We start from the raw sequence: 25,124 nt of genomic DNA, 5'->3' as shown, positions 1-25,124 counted from the left end.
GTTTGAAGACCAGGGAAGCTACCTCGCGATCTACCTTGGAATTGGGGCACACGCCTGGCTGGCCCAATCATAAGCTCCCGAGGTCAGCTTTGATCCGACGTGGTCCAGAACCTCCGCATGATAGCTGTTGATCCAGTCGATCTCTGCGCGGGTCAACTGGTCGATCAGCAGCATGTCTGTCTGAATTGGAATCCAGGTCATGTTTGAGAATTCAAAAAACCCATCACTCGCCTCGATGATTTCAAAGAGGTTTTCGATCCGAATACCGAACCTCTCGGCATCATAGAATCCGGGCTCGATCGACAGGATCATGCCGGGGACCAAGTCGACCGGGTTGTAGGGCTTTCCAATACGTTGAGGATGCTCGTGGACCGACAACCGGTGCCCGATGCCGTGTCCGGTTCCGTGGTCGTAATCCAACCCCAAATCCCACAACGGCCTTCGGCAGACCGCATCAATGTGGTGACCTTGCGTACCACGCGGGAAGCGAAGTGTCGCAAGCGCGTGAAACGCTTTGAAAACAGCCGTATAGGCCCGATCATAACCTTCGGGTCTGGTGGATCCGAACGAGAAACTGCGCGTGGCGTCGGTGGTTCCGGTGTCGTATTGTCCGCCTGAATCCAACAGATAGGTGCCATCCGGCGCGATGGGCACAGCGTTTCCAGTCTCGGTTGCATAGTGGCACATTGCGGCATTTCCGCCAGCAGCTGAGATCGTGTTGAAGCTGTCGCTCAAGAATCCGGGCCGTGCGCGGCGGCTGGATAAGATTTTCTCCTCCGCTTCTCGCTCGGTTACGTTGCTCTGACCGTTGGCGCGCGCAGGAACCTCGGCGGCCAGCCAGGCACAGAATTCAGTCCAGGCCACTCCATCCTCGACATGGCACGCGCGCAGTCCTTCACATTCGACCGAATTCTTTTGCGCCTTTGCCCCAGTTAACGGGCTTGCAATTGGAATGGGGTTGGCCTCTTCCTGCTCCAACACCATCCGGACAGCTGCCGGAGAAAAGTCGGGATCATACAACACCCCCTGCCCCGGCTGTATGCAATCAGCCAAGTTTTGCAGGAAGGCCTGGGGCGGGTGAACGATCACACTTTCCGGTAGATGGTCCGTGACGTCAGCGTTCAGCTTTTCGTCCGACACAAACCAATGGATCCGGCCAGATCGTTCGACCAAAAGGAAAGATTGAGGAGCTGGATTGAACGCCACATCAGACCCGCGGACATTCAGCAACCAAGCGATGTTGTCGGGTTGTGTTTCCGCCAGAAGATCAGCGTTGTGCTTCTGCATCTCGGCAACCAAATCCGCGACCTTGTCCATCGTACGTTTGCCGGAAAACTGCAACGGGAACGGTTCGATCAACCCTTGCGGCGGTTTGGGTTGATCGTGCCAGATTTCGTCAACCGGGTTTCCCTGCACGGCAATCAGCTGAGCGGCGGTACCACTCAGGGCATCGGCAAACCGGTCATACCAGACCGGCGGCAGATGCATTGCGTCAAAGCCAATTTTCCATCCCTGTTGCACGACGGATCCCAGCCAGATTTCGGGCGGCTCCTCGTACAGGTGATGATGCGAAAAAATCGGATCGGCACATTGGTTTCCAGCCTGCACGACATAGCGCCCATCGACGAACAGGGCGACCGTTTGCGGCGTGACAATAGCCATGCCCGCCGATCCGGTGAAACCAGTAACATGTGCCAACCGTTCATCGTGGGGCGCAACATATTCGGCTTGATGCGCGTCGTATCTGGGCAAGATGAGCGCATCCAGACCGCGTTGCAGCAGTTCCTGGCGCAGCGCCGAAATGACGGGTCGATGATCAGGGTCGCGGGCATCAAGCATAAGCGTTTATCTCTTTGACATGGTGGCAGGCGACCTCGCCCCGGCCTTCGACTGGTTGCAACGCGGGCACGTCCTTCCGGCAAACATCACTGGCATGGCGGCATCGGATGTGGAAAGGGCAACCAACGGGCATATTCAATGGCGAGGGCAGTTCACCCTCAAGCCGGGTCACCGTGCCTCGGTTGTCGGGGTTCAGCGATGGTGCCGCTGACAATAGCGCCTGACTGTATGGATGGGACGGGGCGGAAAACAACGTTTCACTGTCACCGATTTCGACAATCCTACCAAGATAAATCACAGCAACGCGGTTCGACACGTGGCGAACCAGACGCAGATCATGGGCCACGAACAGGATTGTCAGGCCAAGTTCCTGCTGCAGCTCAAGCAACAGATTGACGACCTGCGCTTGCACCGAAACGTCAAGTGCAGAAACCAGCTCATCCGCAATCAGAACTTCGGGTTCGACAGCCAGCGCCCGCGCGATGGCGATACGCTGGCGCTGGCCGCCCGAAAACTCATGCGGCAGCTTACCCTGCGCATCCTGCGGCAAGCGAACCAGATCCAACAGCTGGGCCACGCGGGCAGGAATTTCGGCTTCGGGGCGCATATTGTGCACTTTCAAAGCCTCGGCAAGAATCTGGCCTGTGGTCATCCGGGGATTGAGTGAAGAATAAGGGTCCTGAAACATCATCTGGACCCGACGATTGTAGCTGCGATCATCACGGGACGCGCTGCCAAAAATGTCCTGACCTTCGAACTCGATCGACCCTTCGCTGGGTGTGTTCAGGCGCACGATACACCGCGCGAGCGTAGATTTACCGCAGCCGGATTCACCAACGACACCCAACGTCTCACCCTGTTTCAGGTCCAGATCAACACCATTTAAGGCCTTAACCTCACGCCCCGGGCGGCCCGTCACAAAGTCTGCAAGGCTTCGACCGGCCGGGAACCTGAGGTGCAGATCGCGAATTTGCATAACTGCGGTCATGCGACGTTTCCTTTGGCGTTGGTTATTGGATTGAAACACGCAACATGTCGTCGATCCGTAATCAGAGTCAGGGCCGGTCGGTCCTGCAAACACGGCTCGATGCAAGAACTGCAGCGCGGTGCAAAGGCACAACCCGTCGGTAGCGCGTCCAGGCTGGGCGGGACGCCCGGCACAGAATAGAGCGGAGTGCGCGGCGGCAGGTTTTCCGGAACGGATCTCATCAAACCGACGGTGTAGGGATGGCCCGGTGCGCGTAAAACGTCGCGCACTGGGCCTTGTTCGACGATCCGGCCCGCGTACATAACCGCCAGGTTGTCGCAGGTTTGGGCCACGACACCCAGATCATGCGTGACCAGAAGCACACCCATATCCATGTCCTGCGCCAACCGCAGGATCAGATCAAGAATCTGCGCCTGAATGGTGACATCCAGGGCGGTGGTGGGTTCGTCCGCCAGCAATAGCTTGGGGTTCGCGGCCAGAGCGATGGCAATCATAACACGCTGACGCATCCCACCCGAGAACTGATGCGGATAGTCCTTCAGTCGCTGCGCAGCCGACGGGATACCAACCAAATCCAGCATCTCGACCGCCCGGTCGCGCCGTGCCTTTCGTGGCAGATCAGTATGGGCGCTCAGGGTTTCTTCCAGCTGAAGCCCAACGGTCAGAAGCGGGTTCAGAGAGGTCATCGGCTCTTGAAAGATCATTGCGATCTCGCGCCCTTGAATATGGCGCAGCGCGCGATCCGACATCGTCACCAGATCACTGCCTTTCCATCGGATTTGACCAGTCACCTCTCCGTAGCGTCGGGCAAGACCCATGATCGAGCGTAGCGTAACGCTTTTGCCGGACCCACTTTCGCCGACCAGCCCCAAAACCTCACCACGTGCAACGCTGAAACTAACGTCCCGCAATGCTGGAAGGGGGCGGCCATTTCTGTGAAATGTCGTGTTGAGTCCATCAACCTCGAGGATCGTTTTCTGATCTTCCATGGTCATCCTCGTGGCCTCAACAAATCCGCCAGCCCATCGCCTAACAATGAAAAACCAAGGCCAGTCAGAACAATTGCAATGCCGGGCATCAGGCTGAGCCACCAGGCTGTCGAGATAAAGTTGCGGCCTTCGGCAATCAGAACCCCCCATTCCGACTGCGGGGGCTGAGCGCCGAGACCAAGATACCCCAGCGACGACCCCAACAGGATCGCCAGCGCCATATCGGTCATCCAATAGACAATCACCGGCGTAATCGCATTGGGCAGCAGGTGGCGAAAGATGATGCGTCGGTCCGAATAGCCCATGACGATGCCTGCCGCGGCATAGTCATTGCCCATCTGTGCGATCACCTCGGCCCGCATCAACCGGGCATAGTAGACCCATCCAACCAGAGTGATGGCGATGTACATATTGACCAATCCAGGCCCAAGCACAGCAACCACAGCAATGACGAGAACCAGAAATGGAAACGTGATGACTGCATCAACAACGCGGCCAAAAATCAGATCTGCGATCCCACGATAGTAGCCGACAAGCGCTCCGACCACGACACCGATCACAAGCGCAAACACGGTCGCAAGAACCGCCATCTGCATGTTCACCTGATACGCCCATATGACGCGGGACAGACTGTCCCGTCCCAACAGATCGGTGCCAAACGGATGCGCCCAGGATGGCGGTTGACGCACGGCCAGATAGTCAATGGCATTGGGATCATATGGCGCGAACCCGCCGGGAAAAAGGGCTAGCATCAGCGAAAATCCAATGATCAGAAGTCCGGCAACAAACCCCGGTTTACGCAAAGCCAGCCGAATACGAGACGGTGGTGAGGGGGTGAAAACCGCATCACTCATTGCAGACGCATCCTTGGGTCAAGGCGGCTCTGGAACAGATCAGTCATCAGAAAGACAAACGAGACCAAAACGGCAAATGTCAGCGTCAGGCCCTGGATAAGGGGGTAGTCTCGGGCAAAGATCGCCTCAAGCATCAGCCGCCCCATACCCGGTACGGCAAACACGGTTTCGGTGACCAATGTGCCGCTCATCAGGTTACCGATAGACAGGCCCAATAGAGTAACCGTCGAGATCAGCGCGTTGCGCAGTACATGGCGCCCAAGGATCAACCGCGGCGGCAAGCCTTTGGCGCGTGCAAACTGCACATACTCCGCATCCAGAACTTCGATAATCGCGCTGCGCAAATTCCGCATGATGATAGCAGAGGTGTAAAGTGCGACTGTGATTGACGGCAGGAACAAGTGATAAAGCCTGTCGCCGAACGTGTCGCCATAACCGCCCACAGGAAACAATCGCAACTGCGCTGCAAGAAATGTCAGAAGGACCAGCCCGATATAGAATACCGGCATCGACAAGCCGATCTGGAATACCGTGCGGATCACTGCATCCGGCCAGCGTCCACGATTGAGGGCAGCCACAAAGGCCAGCGGCCCGGCAATCAGCAGCGACAATGCAACCGAGTAGACGGTCAGGAACACGGTGATCGGCAGACGATCCGCGATGACGTCGATCACATCCGTGCGCATCAGAATCGATCGACCCAGATCACCCTGCACCGTGTTGGTGAGAAACAGCCAGAACTGCACAAGCATGGGCTCGGTCAAACCCAGCCTTTCGCGTATGGCTTGGATATCGGCATCCGACGCCCGATCACCCGCCATTGCAATGGCGGGATCGCCCGGCAAAAGCCGCACCAGAAGAAAAATGATGATCATGACCAGAAAGAAAGTCGGGATCATCATCAGAAATCGTTTGAGTATGTAAAACAGGCTGGACAAGGCGAGCTCCGCAGAATTGCCCCGCCGGTATGTTCCGGCGGGGCAAGATGATCAGCGTTTAGCGGCTGACAGTTGCTTCTTCGAAGATGTTATTCCCCAAAGGCGTCTGAACATAGCCTTCGACTGCATTGCCAAGGGCAACGGCAAAGGGGGTTTCATACATGAACAGCAACGGCGCAGCGTCGGCGTAAAGCGCCTGCATCTTGGCGAACATATCCTTGCGGGCCTCCGGGTCCATCTCGGCCGCCGCGCCATCGAACAAGGTGTTGAACTCGGCGTTTTCCCACCCGGTTCCAACCGCCTTGGCTGTGGGTGTATGCCCCAACCAGCCCACAACCTGGCTTGGGTCGTTCACATCATTCACCCAGCCATAGGTGTGGATATCGAATTCGCCCGAACGGTTCTTGGCACCGCGCGTGGCGCCGTCAACTTGCTCAACTTCCAGATCAATACCCAGCGGTGCCCACATTTGTTGCAGCGCCGCAAAGATCGTTGCATCGTCGGCTGATCCGGCCAGCGTTGTGAATGTGATCTGCGTGCCCTCGCCTACTCCGGCCTCGGACATCAGCGCCTTGGCTTTTTCCATGTCATAGGCATAAAGCGGGCTCAGATCGTCAGCGTATTGTGTTGCCTTCGCCATCAAGGGCGAGCTCATTGGCTGGCCAGCACCGTGCAGCACCAGCCCGATCAGAGCCTCTTTGTTGGTCCCGTAATTCAGCGCTTGCCGCACGCGGGCATCGGCCAGCGGATTGGGCGAACCATCGGCGCGGGTCTCACGTGTATTGATCGGCGAATAGATGATCCGTGTCGACGGGTAGAGTTGCATGTCGATGTTCGGATCCGCATCAAGCTCAGAGACGCGGCTGAACGGAATGAACTCGGCTGCATCCACTTCGCCTGCCTGAAGGCTCAGGATGCGGGTCGCATCGTCCGGAATGATCTCGAAATGCACGCCGTCCAGATACGGCAACGGCTCTCCGTCTGCGCCCATACGCCAGTAGTTTTCGTTGGCACAGAAATCCATCGACGCGCCCTGCTCAAACCCACACAGATAGAACGGGCCCGATCCGACACCTGCCGTCTTTGCAGCAAAGATTGCAGCGGATTTGTCCTGATCGGTTTCCCCAGTAGCTGCTTCAAACGCAGCCTTCGACACGATGGCCGTGTTGAACGTGGCCAGCATCGACAAGATAGTTGGATCGGGGCTTTTCAACGCAATCGTGATTGCAGTGCCGTCGGCGGAAACAGTGTCAATGGACCCCAAAAGACCAGCCCATGGGCTTAGATCAGGATTGCGCGCACGGTCGAGGGAAAAGACCACATCGTCACCTGACATGGCCGAGCCATCCGCAAACAGAACGCCTTCGCGCAATGTCATCGAAACGGTCTTGCCGTCATCAGACACCGAGAAGCTTTCCGCCAAACCGGGCTCGACCGAATTGCCATCGGCACTGCCACGCAGCAGCGTGTCGAACAGGCTGCCAACCATCCAGATATCGGGGTTGCGATCCGCGTAAATCGGGTCGATCAAACGCGAGCCGTCATAGCGCGCAAAGTTCAGTGTCCCACCCCGTTCCTGCGCCAGTGCTGGCAGTGCCAGAGTGGCGGCAACGGTTACTCCCAATACCGTTTTCATCATCATTCTATTCTCCTCCCGCAAACAAAAGACTTGCTTGAAGGCGACCATAGATGATTCTTAATTTTACTAAAGCTTTTTTTAGTCACAGATGAAGTTTAGTGAAATTGACCATCCCTGATACTTGCAGCCCGGGTATAGCTATCACGCCGTAGGGGCACCGGAATCGTTTATAGGTGAAGTAGTTACCCAAAGCTCCACGGCTTCAACATCACCGAGAACAACTGAAAAATGCCGAACAGATGTATCGTGATGAACCACGTCGCCCGGCGACATGATGAATACTTTTTTACCCAGGTGATATTCCAACCGGCCCGAGATCAGATAACAAAATGCCTCGCCATCGTGGCACATCTTTTCTGACACATGGCCTGGTGGACGGTGAACAATCTGCGGGTTGAACAATGCACCCGCAAAACCGGGTCCAAGTTTTTCATAAAACCGACCTCTGGTGCCCAGCGAATACGTCTGTCGGCTGTCCTGCGCTACATATTCAGTAAAGACCTCGGGCACACTAAGCAGCTTTTCAATGCTTGTCTGAAGGGCAGCTGCAATTGACATCAGCGAGCTGAGCGAAGGTGAGCTCAGACCGCGTTCAACTTGCGACAGGAACCCAGTGGTCAGGTCCGTGGTCTGAGCCACCCGGTCCAGCGTCAACCCCATTGCCTTGCGGCGTCGGCGTATCGCCTGACCCAGTTCGGTGGGTTGCCCTTTGGGCTTGGTCTTGTCGCGCGCGGTAGGAGCGTTCATGCCCTGTCTCCCAAGAAAACTAATTGTCGGATATTCAACCGGATCAGAAGCAAAAGGTCAAAAATTATTTAGTGGAAGTAAATTTTTTAGGAAAAATGCGTCTTGAAGGCGCCACCAACATATATGTCAATTTGACAAACAAAGCACCCTCCCTTCTGCCCGCCCAGGTGAATAAACATCTTGTTCAGCGCCTCAATTTCAGCAGCTCGTCGGAAGTTCACCTAAGGAAGGCGAGCTTCAAAAAACCATGCACAGCGACCGCGCAGGCAACAAACCCGTTCGCAAACGATCACAGATCTATGGACTGACGGCGATCGGTCGAGATCAGATCCCGGATGTTCTGGACGATCTGTTCGGCGTGCGCGCTTGCCAGTTGGTCGGACAAGGCGATGTCACGGGCTTCAATCGCGTTGATAATGTCATCATGTTCCGAGGCGTAGCGTTCGGGTAAACGATCTCCGAACGACGAATAGTAGGGTCGCATGATCCGCTGCCCCTCATTCAACAATCGGCTTGTCAGGCTTTCATAATACGGGTTGCGCCCGGCCTGCGCGATGGCAGTGTGCAACGCGGCATTCTTCGCGATCATGGTCAGAACTTCGCCTTTGGTCGCCGCCGCGGCGAATTCAGTTTGCAGGGCGCGAATGTCTGCCAGATCCTGATCCGTGCGGTATTCAGCCGCCAACCGGGTTGTGACTCGGTACATCAACGTGATCGCATCAAAGAATGTATGCAGGTTCAAAAAGTCGATTGGGGTTACGATGCTTGCCCGGTTCGGCAGTGTTGTGACCAAACCTTCTGACGCCAACCGCACCAGCGCTTCGCGGATCGGGGTTCGCGACATGGAGAAGCGTTCGCTCAGCTTGACCTCGTCAATTGGACTGCCCGGCGGCAGACCCAGATCAATAATCTCATCCCGCAGAGTTTCGTAGACGAACTGAACCCCTGATCCCCGCCTGCGGCCTTTTTCACCGGGCGTAGGTATTTCCGCCATCTCTGCGCTCCTTTGGTCGCCAGGCTGACAAACCCAGCCAACCGGGGTCAGATTTTGGCATAGGCCCGCACCATTAGTCGAGCGCTAAAACCAATGAAAAATCAAGTGCATTGCCAGCGCTTCACATGCATTGCGCTACTCATGTCGAATCTTTGTCGACATTATATATATTATTAGTAGACTATCGGAAAGAACACGTGATTCTCGGGTCCGGCAGCTTGGCTTTGACAGCGCTCACCCGGTCGATCCAAATTTTGGGAGATTTGCTCCATGAGCTCGAATATTTTTTCCGGCTGTATACCAGCCTTGATGACGCCATGCCGCGTGGATCGTACGCCGGACTTTGCGGCACTTGTGCGTAAAGGCTCAGAACTGATTGCAGCGGGCATGTCTGCAGTTGTCTATTGTGGATCGATGGGGGACTGGCCCCTGTTGACCGACGAACAGCGGATGCGGGGCGTAGAGGCGCTGGTCGAGGCGGGTATCCCAGTCATCGTCGGCACCGGCGCAACCAACTCGGCCAAGGCCATTGAACACGCAGCACATGCGCAGAAAGTCGGCGCAAACGGTTTGATGGTCATCCCCCGTGTCCTGTCGCGCGGCAGCTCAATGGCCGCTCAGCGGGCGCATTTCAAAGGCATCTTGTCAGCCGCCCCGATCTTCCGGCGGTCATCTACAATAGCCCCTACTATGGCTTCGCGACCCGTGCCGATCTGTTCTTTGAGCTGCGCAAGGAACATTCCAACCTTGTTGGATTTAAAGAGTTCGGGGGTCCCGAGGACCTACGCTATGCGGCCGAGAACATCACCAGCGGCGGCGACAACGTCACCCTGATGGTTGGCGTCGACACTGCGGTGTTCCATGGCATCGTCAACTGCGGCGCCACCGGCGCGATCACCGGGATCGGCAATGTGCTGCCTCAAGAGGTTTTGCATCTGGTTGCGTTGTGCACAGCCGCCGCCAATGGGGATGCCGAGGCCCGGCAACGTGCGCTTGAGCTAGAGGATGCGCTGAGTGTTCTTTCGTCTTTCGACGAAGGACCGGATCTGGTGCTGTACTACAAGCACCTGATGGTTCTGTCGGGCTACGCCGAATACACCCACCACTTCAACGAAAGCGATGCGTTGTCAGACAGCCAGCGTGGCTATGTCGAAAAGCAGTTCAAGCTTTTCCGCGAATGGTATGCGGCCTGGAGCCAACTGCCCGGCACCATTGCTCAGCACGCAGCGTGAGGTACTACAATGTCTTTGGATACTGTGTACAACATGCATGGTCAGCACCTGATCGGTGGCCAATGGGTCGGATCAGATGGAACCTTCCTCTCCGATCCCGCCCGGGGCCCATCGCAACAGTTTTCTGTAGGGTCGGCCGCACTGATTGATCAAGCCTGCAAATTGGCCGAGGCGGCGTTTCAGGATTTCAGCAGCCGCAGCCGCCAGGAACGCGCGACCTTCTTGAACGCCATCGCTGACGAAATCGAAGCCCGCGCCGACGCGATCACACAGATCGGCAGTTCCGAAACCGGCCTGCCCAAAGCCCGCCTGCAAGGCGAACGCGGACGCACTGTTGGTCAGCTGCGCCTGTTTGCGGATTACATCCTGCAAGGGGACTATCTGGAGCGGCGCCATGACCCGGCGCAGCCCGGTCGCCAACCCGCGCCACGCCCGGATATCCGCATGATACAACGCCCCATCGGGCCCGTAGCAGTTTTTGGCGCGTCCAACTTTCCATTGGCCTTCTCTGTTGCGGGTGGGGACACTGCCTCGGCACTGGCCGCAGGATGTCCAGTTGTTGTCAAAGGGCACCCGGCGCACCCAGGGACGGGCGAGATTGTCGCTGACGCCATCAAATCCGCGATCGAAAGCACTGGCATGTCAGCCGGAGTGTTCGCCCTTGTCCAGGGTGGCGACTCTAGCATCGGCGAAGCGCTGGTGCGGCACCCGCTGATCCGGGCCGTCGGCTTCACCGGAGGGCTGGCTGGGGGTCGCGCACTGTTTGATCTTTGCGCAGCGCGCCCTGATCCAATTCCTTTTTTTGGAGAGCTTGGCTCGATCAATCCGATGTTCCTGTTGCCGCAGGCTTTGTCGGCACGTGCAACGGAACTAGGGGCAGGATGGGCCGGATCGCTGACCATGGGGGCCGGACAGTTCTGCACCAACCCGGGCGTCGCGGTGGTGATAGACAACGCTGATGCTGATCAGTTTGTTTCTGCCACGGCAGCAGCCTTGGACGACGTGCCCCAGCAGACCATGCTGACCGGTGGTATTGCCCACGCCTATCGCATGAGTTCGACACATCTGGCCAACCACAACGCCGTGCGTACAATTGTGCCGGGCGACAGTGGTGGGCGAACAGCCAAACCCGCATTGTTTGAAACCAGCGCCGAGGCTTTCTTGGCGGACCCCAGCCTAGGCGAAGAAGTGTTCGGACCCGCGGCCCTTGCGGTGTGCGTAAAGTCGGAACAAGAGATGATCGCTCTGTCCACTCAACTGGACGGGCAATTGACGGCAACGATCCACATGGATGGCGGCGATGCCGACCTTGCGCGACAGCTATGCCCGATCCTTGAGCGCAAGGCCGGTCGAGTGCTGTTCAACGGCTTCCCGACGGGTGTCGAGGTCGTTGGTTCAATGGTCCACGGCGGGCCCTACCCGGCCAGCACAAATTTTGGCGCCACCAGCGTCGGGACATTGTCTATTCGCCGGTGGTTGCGGCCTGTCGCCTATCAGAACATGCCAAGCCATCTGCACCCCGAGGATCTGGCCGAAATCACACCGACCTAAAGCAGCCCAAGCACAAACATCCAAACGTACCGGCACGGCTGTGTCGGTACAGGAGAACCTGGCGCTTGGCGCGCGCCCAAAAGGCGCCAACCGCCACACTCGCAGCGCCACGTCTGCTGCCGACATTGAGTGGAAGATGACCGCAGGTCGGATGTAGGCCCGGCGATTTGGTGCAGATGTGCCAGCACCTGCACTCAATACCCCTGCCCCAAAAGCTGCGCGTGTCGTTTATCGCTTTGCTAACCCCTTTGGCATTGGTTGCGATGGTTCTGGTGGTGATCATTCTGTTCCCGCAGGTCGCCACCTGGTTGCCAAGCATTCTTGTTGGACCTTGGCGGACTTGTAGCGGCCAGAGCACTAGTGTTCCGGGCCGGGTGAACCCTGTTTGGAATGGGCACAGCAACCGATCTTTCAAAACCAGCGGATCGGTTTAAAGTGCGAATGCAGATTGGCCACCATCACGGCCGCTTTGTCATCTGAACAGACAGGAATTCCGCATTTGACTATGAACTCAACGCAACTGCTCTCGCTCGCTGAAGTGCGGGCGCTGGCCAAGTCGGTCCTGGTGTCGGCAGGCATGGATGATCACGGAAGCGACGTGATCGCTGACATCGTAATGTGCTCGGAACGGGATGGCCCGCGCAGTCACGGCCTGCGAAACCTACCGTTCTATGTGCAAAGCTTTACCTCGGGTTACGCCAATGCCGCAGCAACCCCAACGATTGAACGCATTGCACCCGGCGTACTTCGCGGAGATGGCGACAATGGCTACTATCAGATCGCAGCAAATATGGCCCGCGAGGACTTGATCGCACTTGCCCGTCAGAACGGCATTGCGGCCTTTACCTGCGCCAATTGCCATCACCTTGGGGCCCTGCGCTTTGACACAGAGCCACTGGCCGAAGCCGGGCTTGTGGCGCTTGCAGTCGTCAATTCACTGTCGCTGGTCGTGCCTCATGGTGGTTTACGCCCTGTTTTTGGCACCAACCCGATGTCTTTTGCCTGCCCGCGTGAGGGTGGGGCTCCTGTGGTCTGGGATCAGGCCTCATCAACGGTTGCCTTGATGGACATCAAGATGGCTGCCGCCGAAGGTCGCGCCCTGCCTCAACCCGCTGGTCTGGACGCGCAAGGTCACCCGACCGCTGATCCCGAGGCCATTCTGGAAACCCAAAGCCTGTTGCCGTTTGGTGCGCATAAAGGCGCAGCCATTGCGTTTTTGATTGAAGTTCTGGGCGCCGCCTTGGCCGGTGGAACGCTCTCGGTCGACAACGAGCAGCGCAAAGAGCATGGTGCGCTGAACATCAAGGGTGGCGCGACATTGATTGCGATCGATCCGACCCGTTTTGGCAACGTCGCCTTTGACGACTACATTTCGCGGATCTGTTCCGAGATTGAAGGTAACGATGACGCAAGGGTTCCCGGTGATGGGCGCTTAAAAAAACGTGTCGAGGCCGAGGCCAAGGGCGTCGCCGTCAGCAAGGATCTTCTGGCACAGCTCAAAACAATGATGTCGCAAGGGTGACGCAAACAACAGAGAGGAGCCCTTTCCATGAAAATTGACCCCTTTGGCGTCGAAATCTGGATGAACGAATGGGAAACCAGTTGCGAGTGGAATCTGGCAGAAACATGTGTGGAAAGCCTGACGATTCAGGAACTGCTGACACTGACCGGTCGAAACGCAAACGATCTATCGGACCTTTTGGACATGAAGATGACCTACGGTGCAATCGAAGGTTCCGATCGTTTGCGCCAGGCCATCGCCGCCTTGTATGACAAGCAATCTGTCAAAAATATCATCGTCACCCATGGCACCATTGGTGCAAATATGCTGGTTCATAGGACGCTCGTCTCGGCCGGGGATCGGGTGGTGGCAGTTGTGCCGACCTATCAGCAACATTATTCAATCCCGGCCAGCATCGGTGCCGATGTGCATCAGCTGCAATTGCGCGAAGACAACGCTTTCCTCCCTGATCTAGATGAGCTGCGCGAGTTGGTAACGCCGGACACCCGGTTGATCGCACTCAATAACCCGAACAATCCAACCGGTGCGCTGATGAATCGGGCAATGCTGGAAGACATCGCGGCCATCGCCCGCGCGGCGGATGCCTGGATTTTGTGCGACGAGGTCTATCGCGGCACGGATCAGGCCGGCTCGGGCATGACCGAGTCGATTGCGGATATCTATGAAAAGGGTATCAGCACCGCAGGTATGTCCAAGGCGTATTCCCTTGCCGGGTTGCGTCTGGGATGGATCGCGGCCCCAAAGCAGGTGATCGAGGCTGTCACGATCCACCGTGACTACGACACGATCTCAGTCGGTATGATCGACGATCATTTTGCGGCTCTGGCGCTTGAAAATCGCGACAAGGTGTTGGCGCGCAGCCAGCGAATAACCCGTGGAAATCTGGCTATCCTGCATGACTGGGTGACACATGAGCCCAAAATGTCCTGGGTTAGGCCACGCTCGGGAACCACTGCATTGCTGAAGTACGACCTGCCGATCAACTCTCGGGACTTTTGTGTGAAGCTGCTGCAGGAAACAGGCGTGATGTTTACGCCGGGTTCCGCGCTGAACATGGAGGGGTATGTTCGCGTCGGATATGCAAACGGACCTGACATCCTTAAGGAAGGTCTGTCCCGCGTCTCTAAGTTTCTGTCCGAGCAGGGGCAGGATGATGAAACTGTCGGGTCGCAGAGGTCGTAGCATTTGATGACACGGTTAGATCCTCAAGATCGGGTGCCAAATCACTGGCTGTTGTCGATCTTTCGCGTGCCGCACCTTGCCCCTCATGCGCGAGGAGCACTTGCGGCAACAAATCTTCCGCCGGATACTCTGGATGAGATCGGAACAGAGATTCCGCGCGGGGTAGAGGCCCAGATACTGGACTACTTGGCCGGACACCTCAACACGCCCTATTATGGGGCCGAGATCGGTGTTTCCCTTGATCCGCGCAACACGTCGCTGCTGACCTATATTCTGTTCAATTCGACCACCCTGCGCGAAGCTCTCTATCATGTGAAACACTTCGCTCCGGTGACACGTCCGCGCGCCATCGTCGAGATCCGCGAGACCCCCACTCATGTTGATTTCGTCGTCGACGGATTGGGGCCGAATTTGATGCTTGATACACATTTTGTGGAATTCACCCTAGGGGCACCATCTCTTCATTCTGACCTGAAATTACCCCTAAAGCCTTGAAAGGTAAGGTAGTTTTTGGAGTTCTAAATCCATTTTCGTGGCAGTAACTCAAATGGTCTACAAAGGCTAGTTTTAGCACTGTTCTCTGCAATGAAAAACTCCCAGACGCCCATAGAATAAAGGGGCTTGAGAGGAATTTCATGGAGAGTTCAAACAATTGCTCGAAGGTGTATCGCTGTTTTGTCATTCCAGAGCGTTGTTCCGCCAAAATAAGCTTATGCGTTTCCAGCTCTTCAATGCGTTTCTCATAGGCGGTAATCACGCGCGCATTGGATGCATCCATGATGCGCTCAACCAAATCCGAAATCTTCTTCTCAGTTTCCTTGATCTGCTTGCTAACAGATGATGCCATAGACGCGGCCTGAGCGATGCGCTGATCCCATGCATCACGGAACATGGCCTTTGCCATGTCGATTAGCCCCTCGGAGGGCTGTAGCGTCTCCAGAAGCTCTTCGAAGGCTCCTTCGATCTTTGCGCGTGCAATCGACTTGCCATACTTCTCACAGCCTTTCTGGCGACAGAAGTAATACGGATAGGTCTTGGTTTTTCCTTTGGTCCACCCCGCAGTCAGCGGCGTTGAACAGCAATCGCATGCGACAGTACCGCGTAGCGGGAAGTCTTCTTTGATATCCTTGCGCCAAGGCGCATAAACACCCTTGTTCAGGCGTTTTTGAATTTTCTCATAGGTTTTGACCGAGATCAGGCCATCGTGCTGGCCTTTGCGGGTCGAAACACCCCAGACGGGAGCATTCACTAGCCCTGCATAGACGACCTTGTTCAACAAGCGGACGATGGTTTGAGGGCGAATTCCGCCATCTGGCTTATCACTTGGAAAATGTGGGTGCGCCTCCAAGAAGCCGCGCAGCTCGGTTTGCGTTGCAAATCGTCCTGATGCAAAGCCTTCAAGTGCTTCACGCACAACAGAAGCTTGAGGTTCTTGGTGTACCAAGATTTTACCGCCCCCGCCCTTGGCGGAAACGTACTCATAGCCAACAGGCGCTCTGAAAACCCAAAAGCCATTTTCGACGCGAGCTTTCATCTTTTGGACGACTTGGCGGCAGTTTTGTTCGCGCTCTAGCTCGCCTTGAGCGGCGATGATCGTTTCAATGAACTTGCCTTCGGGCGAGTCCTCAAACTTGAAGTTGAGGCATTGCACCGCCGCGCCGCGCTGCTTGAAAGCTTGGCGCAGCTTGATGTGCATTTCTGTCTCGCGCGCAAAGCGCTTTAGATCATCGAAGATAACAACGAAATTTTTGTCTGGCTGTGCATCAATGAAACTCAGAAGAGCAACCATACCGGGGCGCTTCATGTAATCTCCAGCACCCGATGCATCATCGGGGAATACGGCGGCAACTTCGTAGCCGTTTTGATCCGCATAGGCGCGGCAACGTTGTTCTTGGCTTTCCAGCCCGCCGCCATCCAGTTTTTGCTTGGTTGACGACACACGGCAATAGATCACTGCCGTGAGTTGAATTTCTTGTTTTGTCTGAGCGTGTGCCACTGCTGGCCTCTCTTTCTGTCTCCTTAGGCGGCGCGCGATTACGTATCATCGCTGGCCGCATTAAATGCGTTTTGCAGGGTCTTGGATTTAGGCTTGGACCCATTAGAATCCGTTGCTTGATCATGATCAACCGTTTCGGTGTTTTTTCCACAGACTTCTTGCATTGGCTGGATACCAAAGCCGAGATCCATGAAGCCTGTAATGACAGACCACAGCGCTACAACGATCTCTTCTTTCTGATCGTCAGTGAGCGCGGGATCATCCAAGTATTTCTGATACTTGGATGTATCGATCTCAACTGAGCGCTGGCTGCTTTTTTCAAGAGCAAGTCCCAGTTCCTTGGAAAGCGATGGAGCTTTGCCAATACTATCTTCATCTTTCATGGCAGGACCTCCTTTGTTCGCCTTTGATACTGGCGCGCGTTTGCCATCATCCAAATTACTTGGATGTGCGGTTTGTCCGTCTTGCCCTTGAGGTGGCAGCGCCAGATTTGGCGATGCTGATGCGAGCAGCTGGTGATGACCACCTTCGGTCATTGCTTCAAAATTTTGCTCTACCTTAAGTTTACCATAATCGGATTCTGCTGTGCAAATTCCGGCCATGTTTCTGGTTTGGATCGTTTCGTGTTTCACTGTGTAACTCCTTTTTGATTGTTTCAGATTTGGTAGTTTAGATTTTCGGACGGTGGCCATCGAGATAGGACCACTCGCCATTTTGATATTGAGGAAGATGCGCAAGCGCGGATGGCACAGGCTCATGGATCACGCGCAGCTTTTTCTTGCGCCCCCATGATGCAGGCACGCGCACAGAATTTGGGTCCGCATCAAAATACGGATTGGGTCCGTACAAGCCGCGATAAGCGCCCATCGTGTGATACGGCAGCTTGTCCGCCATGAAGGGCGGGATGCCGTAGCCCGATGCCATGACGAGCGTTTGATTGTGCGGCATGCCCAGAATTTCTTCTGGCGTGCGCAACGCTCGCGCTTGCTTGCGTTTGTGGCCACGCTCATAGTCCAACGTTTTCATGGCTAGGCCAGTGCGCATGCCATCAGCTTTGCCAAACAGAGCATCATGCATGGCCTCGCGCATCTGGCGATCCGCGCGGTGCTGGACAAGATGATCTTCTAGCTCCAGCGTTTGATTGCCGAGCTTGGCGCTGAGATGGCGCGCGGTTTCAAGATCAGAGATGCCGCCGCCGAGATACACTTCCAGATCAGCACTGGCCGAGAGCGTCATCGCGCCTGTTGGCCCAAGGTTCTGCTTGATCTGGCCGATATCTTGATAGACGCAGACCGGACAAAGCCCGAAGCCGCGACCAATCGAATAGAACTCGGCAATCTCTGGAAACGGCCCAAGCTGGGCAGCCTCATCAATCACCAGATTGAGCGTCGGCGCTTCTGGCTTGGATTGCTTGATCGTGCGCAGCGTCGAGAAAAACTGACGGATCAGAGGTGCGTTTTGTTGCGTCATCTCTGGTGGCATGACGAAGAACACAAAGACCGGATCAGGACTGTCTTCGCAGAGCACATCCAGCGTGAAGTCCGCAAGGTGCGTGCTGGTGAAGGCGCTTTGCAGGCGCGGATCGGTCATGAAAGCCAGCGCATTGGTCATGCTGCCCATGACGGAATCAAAGGTGCGCCTGCTTTCTGCGGCCATGTCCAGCATCTCATCATAGGTGATGCGCAAGTCAGGCTCGCCACACTGTGCAAGCATTTCTGCATAGAGCTCCCAAGATTCTGGCTCGGAGCGGATCATGCCAAGCAGATCAAAGAGTGAGGTTGGCGAGACGCCGTTTGCTGTATGGGCAAGACCGCGCAGCAACGCATCAAGCCAGTTTTGCGCCTTCTGATCAAAGAAGGCCGCATCCCCGCTGCCGCTATCGGGCAGCAATGTGCGGGCCACGCGGCGGCTATCAGCGACCAAACGCGGGCTATCTTCTTTTAGGTGGCTAAAGAGCGAAAGCGTTGAGCCGGACGCCCCATGTGTGAAATACGGATTGATCTCATAGACGCGCGCCTTGATGCTCGCAAAATACGGCTCCAACACCGCACGCAGCTCGCGCTTTGGATCGAAGATGGCATAGCGCGCGGGCTCATTGCCGCGCCCCGGCGCATTCATAATGTGCGCAAGGACGGAGGTGAACTTGCCAGAGCCAGCGCCGCCGATCAGCAGCATGCCCGCCTGTTTAGAGTGATACAGCTTGCGCTTGCCGTGGAAGGCAAAGGGTACGCCGCCTTGTGCGCGAAACGCGCGGTTGATTTCAATGGGGCTGGCAAATCGCGCCGAGCCATAGGGGTATTGTTCGTCAAAAGTCATGACGTTTCCTTTCATGTTTGTTTCTGGGAAAGGATGGCGGTGGTATTGCCGCCATCCCTGTTTTTATGTCAGCCGAACGCAATGGACAGGAGCCAGAGGAAGACGGTGATCCCGCAGACAGCAGAAGCTCCTTCCTTCAGCTTGTCTCCGAAGGTCTTTTTGGTTTCGTTGACGTAGATGGTCCCAATGGGACGTTTGGTTGTTTTAGGCATTTTGTATCCTTTCATATTTGTTTCAGTTTTGATGTCTGGCCACGTCATTGCAGCCAGCCAAATTGGCTTAGATCAGGCGGTATGCGAGATAGACGCCTGCCATAGTGAGCGCTGCGCCAATGGCAGCACGGGCTGCGAAGAACGTCATCGGCCATGCGATGATGTCCCACGCAAAAGCGATAAGACCGACGGTCTCGCGCTCGTAGTGATCTTCAGCGAGCCAGATGACGTAAGGCATCGTGTATTCGGCGAAGATCGGGGTGATGAGGATCGAAACCATGGCCGCAGCGCAGGTCGCGAACCCTCCTTTCATGTCAGCCCCGGGACCGCCGCCGCCGGGACCGGAGTTGTATTGGTGTGGATGCATCTTCTTCGTTCCTTTCTTTGTTTGGGGCTGCGTTAGACACAGCTTGGGTGAGCACTGAAAATGAGATTTTCAGCGTGGTTTGTCGTTGTCAGTTTCGGGTGGGCGGGTTATGCCCTTGTGTGCCTCACTGGAGGCGGTTTGCCGTGTTGTTCGGCATGACGCTTACCTAGCCGATGTTGCATGGCCAGAAAAGCCGCCCACGGAAGCAGGGTTTCGTATATTCGATTTTAAATGCATAATTTCAAAGGCTTGAATATGCCTCCAATAAAAATCAAGAGATCTAGGCTCCCAAAACCACCGCCGAAACTAAAGAACCGCTACGTCAAAAACGCCAAGCAATCCGAGTATAAGTTCCTAAGAATTTTGCGTGGTTTTGCAGAGGCAAAGACGCCCAATGAACTACATGCGGAGTCTAGTATTTCTGTTCGCACGATCCGGGACACTTATTGGGAGTTGCGGGGCAAGATGTTTGAGGCCCTACAAACCGACAAACGGCTATTTGGTGGGGCTGGGCGTTTTCTATATCCTTATGGTCGAATTGAGCAGCAAGGCGAAATACTCTTAAAGGCTGTTTCCCAGAGTGATGCATTCGCATCGTTGGTTGCGCTTCAATATCCGGGAAATCGCGAACCAACTGACGAGCAGTGCGGGCTTCTACTTATCGAGATGGCAGTGCGTTTCTACTGCAAGTCATCAAGCACACGCGGAAAATTAGAAGAGCCTCCCGCCGCTGTCATGCAGCTTCAAGCCGTTATCCTTGATCGTATCAAAGACATCGAAGCCGCAGAACAAGACCCTGCCAGTAGATGGACTGTTGGTTCGTTGAAAATCGAGGTGGAACATAAGTTCGCTGAGCTAAAACTCGTGGAGCTTCAGCATGCACTGAAAGCCGCCACATCCGGCCACCGCCTATCCATTGATCCAAGCCACATGATTTATGGCGATATGCGGAAATACTTGATCAAACATCCGATTCAGTGATCTGCGCCCGACTCTGCGAACAGGGCCACAGCATCCCGCGAACCATGCACGACATGGACAATGATCAAGTCTTCGTCCGAGGCGGTATAATAGATCGCGTAATTCTTGTGGAAATGGACGCGCAATCCGGGTGCAAGCTCGTCGCGGGACGGTCCAATCTCGGGGTGCTGGAGAAGCGGTTCAAATCGTTCAGTGATTTGATTAATGAACGCGGTTGCGTTGTTTGGCGAATCCTCTGCGATATAGGTCCAGATTTCCGCCAGATCATTTTCCGCCTTTTCAGTTATCCGAAGTGTTAGCGGCTTGATCGCTGCGACTCCCCTTTGGCGATGATGCGCGCTGGGTCAAAGTCAGAAACGCGGCCCGCTTCAATATCAGCCAAGCCGTCCTGAACTCCGGCGCGCAGTATCTGGCGCTCGGCATCTCGGCGCTCTTCTTCGTCTTCAAGCAAGCGCAGCCCGGCGCGGACGACTTCCGACACGCCGTGGTAACGTCCGCTATCTACAAGCGTGCGTACAAATTCTTGCTGATGATCCGTCAGGGATATACTTGGGTTTCGTGCCATGTTTGTCTCCTATCCAAGAATTGTAGCACATAATGCGACAGATTGCCAAATGCTCAACATGGCAGTTTTGCACGGGCTTCTTCTTGGTTAACCAATCCTTAATTCAGTTAAGTGTATAATTTCATTGTGACTTTAGACGAAAATGACATTGAAACCAAACTAACCGAGCGCTTTGCCCGTCATGCGCGGGACTTTGATGATCTTCAAAACGAGATGGCCGGACGTGATGTGGGAAGAATTTCCCGCTTCTTGGGCGCTGATGCCAAAGAAGCAAAGGGTTATGAAAAACGTGAGGCTCGCAAAGACGCCGCCCTAAGCGCACTACAAGCGATGATGCTAGAAAATCCCGCATACGCAGCGCTTTTTGAAGAAACGCAAACTGCCCTTTCTGATGCACAGACCCGATTGGATGCCTTGCTTGAGAAAGTTCAGGCTCAAATTGAGCAAACCCGAAATTCCATTGATGACAATCTAGATCGCGCGGCAAGCCTACCGGACGGTACGAAGGTATTCAAAGATGTAAAAGGTGACGTGCGGACACAAGATGGAGCAGTCGTCGCCGCCGAACTTGCGGCCACGATTATCTGGTATGGCGATGAACCAAGCTATGAAGGCTTTCAAGCAGACAATGAACGCCTAGAACGGTTGAACGCAATTGAAAGTGATATCCGATCTGGGCAGGCCGAGATTGGAGACATGCAGGCAGCAATGGAAGATGAATCCCATGCTGAAACCAGCGATGAGCTGGAAGGGTTCAAAGAACGCATGGACGAAATCGAAGAGTCCGTAAATTCGAACTTTGATGACATACTGGCTTCAGCACCAACACCATCAGTGGCCAGCTCCGGTAGTGTGCTTTCTAGTTCAAGTCCAGAAATCCCGAAATTCTAACTTCTGTCAAAGTCGCCGCATGCTTCTTCCAGCACGGCGAGAATAACACCTTGTGGGTGGTAAGTCGAAAAATCCCTTAGTTTATTGCGGATATAGCTATTCCGCTCCAGTTGATGCGAACTTGAGTACCAACCGTTGATACATGTCACGATCTCATCGTGATTGCCCGTTCTTGCCGCAACAATTCCTGCCATAGAAATAGATGTTTGGTAAAAGCTGCTCTGGCTTTCTAAACTCCATTCCAACACATCTGCGCCAGTAAAATCGCCTGCCACGACAAGCTGTGGATGAAGCATCAAAAATGTCATAAATGCCTTTGAAAACAATGTATTACGAGTGATCATAAACGAAGGATTTTGAACACTTACACTTTCAATTGGACTATGGAAACTGTATATTTGGAACACTCCAGAAACCGCCTGTTTCGCGGTTGCAAATCATCCCAGTGCGCATTTCGCGCCACCTGTTCAGAAAGGTTCGTTTTTGAACAGGTGACGGAATGAGCATTTGGCCAATCATCGACGCACCGGGGCGGCGGATTGGCTATGCACGGGTTTCGACAAAAGACCAAAAACTCCGCATGCAACGCGATGCCCTTGAGAACGTTGCCTGTGATTTGGTCTTCGAAGATCACGGCATTTCCGGCACGAAAGCCAGTCGCAACGGCCTTGATGCCATGTTGGACGAACTAAAGGCTGGCGATACCGTTGTGGTTTTCAAACTTGATCGGCTTGGGCGCTCTGTCCTGCATCTTGCCGATCTTCTGATCTGGTTTCAGAAGAAGAACGTACATTTCTGTTCCATCAGCGAAGGGATCAACACAACCACGCCCGGTGGCAAACTTGTGTTTCACCTGTTCAGCGCGTTTGCGGAATTCCAGCGCGATATCATTGCTGAAAACACACGCACCGGATTGAATGCAGCCCGGAAGCGCGGTGCGCGCCTCGGTCGTCCTCCGGCGCTCGATAGCGATACCATTTTGGAAGCTCAACGCATCATGTCCGAAGGCGGAGTAACGGTTGCTGAAATAGCCCGGAAAATGAAGGTAAATCGTATCACTCTACGACGACATTTAGACCGTCTGGAATAGCGGTTAGCGGGCGGCGCTGATGGATGTCGCGCAACCATAGCGTGACGAACGGCTTAAGATGTGATAACGGTTTATATGGAATAACTCCTCCAAAGCACTTAGTATTGACGGGCAGCCACACGATGCTGGGTTGCTTACGATTTTATAAGTATATTGAGTTACTATGCTTGAAAGACGTACATTTATTGCCGGATTGAGCGTTTTTCCGCTCTACCTCTCGCTTCATTTCCCATACGCTCGAGCTGACGAGGCCGGTGGTGCTCAAGTTATCGACCAGCACTATGGCCTTTTCATCGAAGGTGCCTATGACGTTAACCTGTCGACAGGCAAATTTGAACTAATTTCTGCGTTCCGCACCAACAAATGCAGCAGTTCGGACGCTATCTATAACTGCATTGCTGGGATGGAAGGATAAGGGCCATGTGGCTTGCAACATCGGCTATATTGATCGGCGGTGCGTCGGCGTTGTTTGGAATCTGGTTTAAAGAAAAACGCAACGACAGGAATGCCATCATTGCAACCTGCATAACCGTCGCGGGTCTGCTGGTCGGTATATATGCGACTTGGCAAAACTCTGTGTCAGCGGCACAAAAGGCCGTTCGTGAAGAAGAACGGCATCAAACACTTGTTGGCCAACTTGAGACTCAGCGTGATCAGGCAAGAGATGACGCTCAAGAGAGTTCCTCAAAATTTACTGCATTACTAAGCGGTGCCAGCCTAAATAGCCTTGTTGTCAGATGGCGCTTTCCTGACGTCGGGAAGAACTTCACTGATCCGATTTACTTTTCCCAAAGTGGTGCTGATGCGTGGATGGTAAGCGACGATGAAACAAAACACTTGCCACGCCGGGTGTACGATCAGCTTGTTGGAACGTTTCATATCGGCGATGCAGTTGCCTCAGTTCTCACCACAGTTGCACGTGATCAGGACAATCCTTCAGCTCTTTTCTCCGGCGATCTTGAGAAGGTCTCAAAAACCTATCGAGATACCCCGGATGAATTTGACCCTTTGGAGTTTGAGAGTTTCGTTCACTATGATGGGCCGACTGCGCCAGTTGTTCTTCTACCAGTGAATGCGGGTGCAGACGGGCTTCTTGCGATTGGTCGAATATCGGATGACAAGCGCCCGCTGCGCGGTGGCTATGAACCCGACGATGGATTGGATATGGCGATTGCAGCGGCATACAGCTATGGATTTGAGTCTCGTGTCTTTGAGGATGGAAGCGATCTTGTAATCGAGTTCCGCTACGATTCGTTGTCGTTAAAGAGTGCTTTTCATACCAATAATGGCGGTGCTCCAACACTGGTCTGGCCGGATAGTTTTAATTTTTTTGTTGTTCCAGAAGGCTTTCCCGAAGAAGGAAATTATTATGATGTTTTCGATGAGCGGGTCCGCACGGATGTGAATGTAGCAGAAACACAGTCCACTCTCTCGCTGATACCAAATGGATTGGAAGCGGCTGCCATTCACTTCGATGTTAGTGGGTCGAGTTGGCAGCCCTTTGTTGAGGATTGGGGCGATCTCGGCGACAATGAAGTTCTGTTTGAATTCGGCGAATTCCACGCTGTGCGAGTTGATTAAGCTCTACGTTTTGAGAGTCTCAAACCACAACTGGCTATTCTGAACACTGACTCGAAGAAATTTTGAAAACTTGCTCGATAAGAATGGGCTCAGCATGTCAACGGCGGAGTAAAATTCTGCCACGGGGCGGAGCAAAAGTCGTCCATTGCTTGGGTGGCCGACGCCTTGGCAAACGCGCTCCCAAATAGCTGGCGGTTGCCAAGGCGTCTTGGTCCGTCAGGACCAATCTTTTCCGCGTATTAGGAGTTCTGCCGAGCCCTGCTCTGTGCCAGACGATAGCTTTCTCCGTTCATCTCCAGGATGCTGACATGGTGGGTCAGCCGGTCGAGCAAGGCACCGGTGAGGCGCTCTGATCCGAACGTTTCCGTCCACTCATCGAAGGGCAGGTTTGAGGTGATCATGATGGAGCCGCGTTCGTACCTTTGGGAGATCAGTTCGAACAGCAGCTCAGCGCCGGTTTTGCTGAGGGGCACGAAGCCCAGCTCGTCGATGATCAGGAGCTTCTGTTTCACCAGTTGCTTTTGCAGCCGCAGGAGCTGGCGCTCGTCGCGGGCCTCCATCAACTCGTGGACGATTGCGGCAGCGGTTGTGAAGCGAACCGCCAGGCCTTTCTGGCAGGCGGCCATACCGAGGCCGAGCGCCACGTGGGT

Annotated in this window: 26 protein-coding genes and 1 pseudogene; 10 read left to right on the top strand and 17 right to left on the bottom strand. The window is 54.8% G+C overall.

All coding sequences use genetic code 11. The features are described 5' to 3' along the window. Positions 1-30 precede the first annotated feature (30 nt). The 8 genes from D9K61_RS04830 to D9K61_RS04790 all read right to left on the bottom strand — a co-directional run bounded on the left by D9K61_RS04830 (position 31) and on the right by D9K61_RS04790 (position 8,988). The gene (locus D9K61_RS04830) at positions 31-1,839 is read right to left on the bottom strand and encodes an aminopeptidase P family protein (RefSeq protein WP_120632135.1); all 1,809 of its coding nucleotides are present in this window, start codon (positions 1,837-1,839) and stop codon (positions 31-33) included. Beyond that, positions 1,832-2,827 carry an ABC transporter ATP-binding protein gene (locus D9K61_RS04825; RefSeq protein ID WP_120632134.1) on the bottom strand — a complete coding sequence of 332 codons (996 nt, stop codon included), beginning with the start codon at positions 2,825-2,827 and terminating at the stop codon, positions 1,832-1,834. The genes D9K61_RS04830 and D9K61_RS04825 overlap by 8 nt, the downstream gene beginning before the upstream one ends. Continuing rightward, complete coding sequence (locus D9K61_RS04820) at positions 2,824-3,816, bottom strand: ABC transporter ATP-binding protein (protein WP_254055670.1); 993 nt, start codon at positions 3,814-3,816, stop codon at positions 2,824-2,826. Before D9K61_RS04820 ends, D9K61_RS04825 begins: the two co-directional genes overlap by 4 nt. Positions 3,817-3,818: 2 nt before the next feature. Then, positions 3,819-4,670 (bottom strand): ABC transporter permease, encoded by an 852-nt coding sequence (locus D9K61_RS04815; protein ID WP_120632132.1) that lies wholly within the window; start codon positions 4,668-4,670, stop codon positions 3,819-3,821. Beyond that, positions 4,667-5,608, bottom strand: coding sequence for an ABC transporter permease (locus D9K61_RS04810; protein WP_120632131.1), 942 nt, complete (start codon positions 5,606-5,608; stop codon positions 4,667-4,669). The genes D9K61_RS04815 and D9K61_RS04810 overlap by 4 nt, the downstream gene beginning before the upstream one ends. Before the next feature lie 58 nt (positions 5,609-5,666). Beyond that, the gene (locus D9K61_RS04805; protein ID WP_216825749.1) at positions 5,667-7,250 is read right to left on the bottom strand and encodes an ABC transporter substrate-binding protein; all 1,584 of its coding nucleotides are present in this window, start codon (positions 7,248-7,250) and stop codon (positions 5,667-5,669) included. Between the two features lie 138 nt (positions 7,251-7,388). Then, positions 7,389-7,994 carry a helix-turn-helix domain-containing protein gene (locus D9K61_RS04800; protein WP_120632130.1) on the bottom strand — a complete coding sequence of 202 codons (606 nt, stop codon included), beginning with the start codon at positions 7,992-7,994 and terminating at the stop codon, positions 7,389-7,391. A gap of 289 nt (positions 7,995-8,283) precedes the next feature. Further along, positions 8,284-8,988: a GntR family transcriptional regulator gene (locus D9K61_RS04790; protein WP_120632128.1), complete on the bottom strand. Its 705-nt coding sequence runs from the start codon at positions 8,986-8,988 to the stop codon at positions 8,284-8,286. A gap of 270 nt (positions 8,989-9,258) precedes the next feature. On the opposite strand from D9K61_RS04790, the pseudogene D9K61_RS04785 reads away from it, so the two are divergent. The 5 genes and pseudogenes from D9K61_RS04785 to D9K61_RS04760 all read left to right on the top strand — a co-directional run bounded on the left by D9K61_RS04785 (position 9,259) and on the right by D9K61_RS04760 (position 14,970). Then, a pseudogene (locus D9K61_RS04785) lies at positions 9,259-10,220 on the top strand (dihydrodipicolinate synthase family protein). A gap of 9 nt (positions 10,221-10,229) precedes the next feature. Continuing rightward, positions 10,230-11,771, top strand: a complete 1,542-nt coding sequence (locus tag D9K61_RS04780; protein WP_120632127.1) for an aldehyde dehydrogenase (NADP(+)) — start codon at positions 10,230-10,232, stop codon at positions 11,769-11,771. A gap of 505 nt (positions 11,772-12,276) precedes the next feature. Further along, a complete protein-coding gene (locus D9K61_RS04770; protein ID WP_120632125.1) occupies positions 12,277-13,293 on the top strand; it encodes an Ldh family oxidoreductase in 1,017 nt (338 codons plus the stop codon). A 27-nt stretch (positions 13,294-13,320) separates the two neighbouring features. After that, positions 13,321-14,475 (top strand): aminotransferase, encoded by a 1,155-nt coding sequence (locus D9K61_RS04765; RefSeq protein WP_120632124.1) that lies wholly within the window; start codon positions 13,321-13,323, stop codon positions 14,473-14,475. A 6-nt stretch (positions 14,476-14,481) separates the two neighbouring features. After that, complete coding sequence (locus tag D9K61_RS04760; protein WP_120632123.1) at positions 14,482-14,970, top strand: AraC family transcriptional regulator ligand-binding domain-containing protein; 489 nt, start codon at positions 14,482-14,484, stop codon at positions 14,968-14,970. On the opposite strand, the gene D9K61_RS04755 is transcribed toward D9K61_RS04760, so the two are convergent. The 5 genes from D9K61_RS04755 to D9K61_RS04735 form a co-directional block, all read right to left on the bottom strand. Then, a complete protein-coding gene (locus D9K61_RS04755) occupies positions 14,915-16,471 on the bottom strand; it encodes a recombinase family protein (protein ID WP_216825748.1) in 1,557 nt (518 codons plus the stop codon). The genes D9K61_RS04760 and D9K61_RS04755 overlap by 56 nt on opposite strands. A 38-nt stretch (positions 16,472-16,509) precedes the next feature. Then, positions 16,510-17,103: a hypothetical protein gene (locus D9K61_RS04750; protein WP_120632122.1), complete on the bottom strand. Its 594-nt coding sequence runs from the start codon at positions 17,101-17,103 to the stop codon at positions 16,510-16,512. Between the two features lie 37 nt (positions 17,104-17,140). Next, the gene (locus tag D9K61_RS04745; RefSeq protein ID WP_216825747.1) at positions 17,141-18,787 is read right to left on the bottom strand and encodes a type IV secretory system conjugative DNA transfer family protein; all 1,647 of its coding nucleotides are present in this window, start codon (positions 18,785-18,787) and stop codon (positions 17,141-17,143) included. 68 nt (positions 18,788-18,855) lie between these two features. Beyond that, on the bottom strand, positions 18,856-19,014 hold the full coding sequence (locus tag D9K61_RS04740; RefSeq protein WP_162946744.1) for a hypothetical protein: 159 nt from the start codon (positions 19,012-19,014) through the stop codon (positions 18,856-18,858). A gap of 52 nt (positions 19,015-19,066) precedes the next feature. Beyond that, positions 19,067-19,366, bottom strand: a complete 300-nt coding sequence (locus D9K61_RS04735; protein ID WP_162946742.1) for a hypothetical protein — start codon at positions 19,364-19,366, stop codon at positions 19,067-19,069. Positions 19,367-19,597: 231 nt separating this feature from the next. Between D9K61_RS04735 and D9K61_RS04730 the strand changes: the two genes are divergently transcribed. Next, positions 19,598-20,347, top strand: a complete 750-nt coding sequence (locus D9K61_RS04730) for a hypothetical protein (protein ID WP_120632118.1) — start codon at positions 19,598-19,600, stop codon at positions 20,345-20,347. On the opposite strand, the gene D9K61_RS04725 is transcribed toward D9K61_RS04730, so the two are convergent. Together D9K61_RS04725 and D9K61_RS04720 are read right to left on the bottom strand one after the other, a co-directional pair. Beyond that, entirely contained in the window at positions 20,341-20,634 is a 294-nt protein-coding gene (locus D9K61_RS04725; RefSeq protein WP_120632117.1) for a type II toxin-antitoxin system RelE/ParE family toxin, read from the bottom strand. The two genes, D9K61_RS04730 and D9K61_RS04725, sit on opposite strands and share 7 nt — an antisense overlap. Positions 20,635-20,642: 8 nt before the next feature. Continuing rightward, the gene (locus tag D9K61_RS04720) at positions 20,643-20,912 is read right to left on the bottom strand and encodes a type II toxin-antitoxin system ParD family antitoxin (protein ID WP_120632116.1); all 270 of its coding nucleotides are present in this window, start codon (positions 20,910-20,912) and stop codon (positions 20,643-20,645) included. A 111-nt stretch (positions 20,913-21,023) separates the two neighbouring features. Here D9K61_RS04720 and D9K61_RS04715 point away from each other — a divergent pair, with 111 nt between their 5' ends. Continuing rightward, positions 21,024-21,803, top strand: a complete 780-nt coding sequence (locus tag D9K61_RS04715; protein WP_120632115.1) for a hypothetical protein — start codon at positions 21,024-21,026, stop codon at positions 21,801-21,803. Here D9K61_RS04715 and D9K61_RS04710 read toward each other — a convergent pair. Further along, entirely contained in the window at positions 21,800-22,147 is a 348-nt protein-coding gene (locus tag D9K61_RS04710) for a hypothetical protein (RefSeq protein WP_120632114.1), read from the bottom strand. The two genes, D9K61_RS04715 and D9K61_RS04710, sit on opposite strands and share 4 nt — an antisense overlap. Positions 22,148-22,302: 155 nt before the next feature. On the opposite strand from D9K61_RS04710, the gene D9K61_RS04705 reads away from it, so the two are divergent. The 3 genes from D9K61_RS04705 (at position 22,303) to D9K61_RS04695 (ending at position 24,474) form a co-directional block, all read left to right on the top strand. Then, positions 22,303-22,893: a recombinase family protein gene (locus D9K61_RS04705; protein ID WP_120632113.1), complete on the top strand. Its 591-nt coding sequence runs from the start codon at positions 22,303-22,305 to the stop codon at positions 22,891-22,893. 163 nt (positions 22,894-23,056) lie between these two features. Next, on the top strand, positions 23,057-23,308 hold the full coding sequence (locus D9K61_RS04700) for a hypothetical protein (RefSeq protein ID WP_120632112.1): 252 nt from the start codon (positions 23,057-23,059) through the stop codon (positions 23,306-23,308). A gap of 5 nt (positions 23,309-23,313) precedes the next feature. Next, on the top strand, positions 23,314-24,474 hold the full coding sequence (locus D9K61_RS04695) for a hypothetical protein (protein WP_120632111.1): 1,161 nt from the start codon (positions 23,314-23,316) through the stop codon (positions 24,472-24,474). 239 nt (positions 24,475-24,713) lie between these two features. On the opposite strand, the gene D9K61_RS04690 is transcribed toward D9K61_RS04695, so the two are convergent. Beyond that, a partial coding sequence (locus D9K61_RS04690; RefSeq protein WP_120632110.1) for an ATP-binding protein occupies positions 24,714-25,124 on the bottom strand: 411 nt, incomplete at its 5' end.

Source organism: Ruegeria sp. EL01 (assembly GCF_900313035.1).
GTDB lineage: Bacteria > Pseudomonadota > Alphaproteobacteria > Rhodobacterales > Rhodobacteraceae > Ruegeria.
Note: the sequence above shows the minus strand (reverse complement) of the source record. Positions and strands in the feature narration are given on the sequence as shown.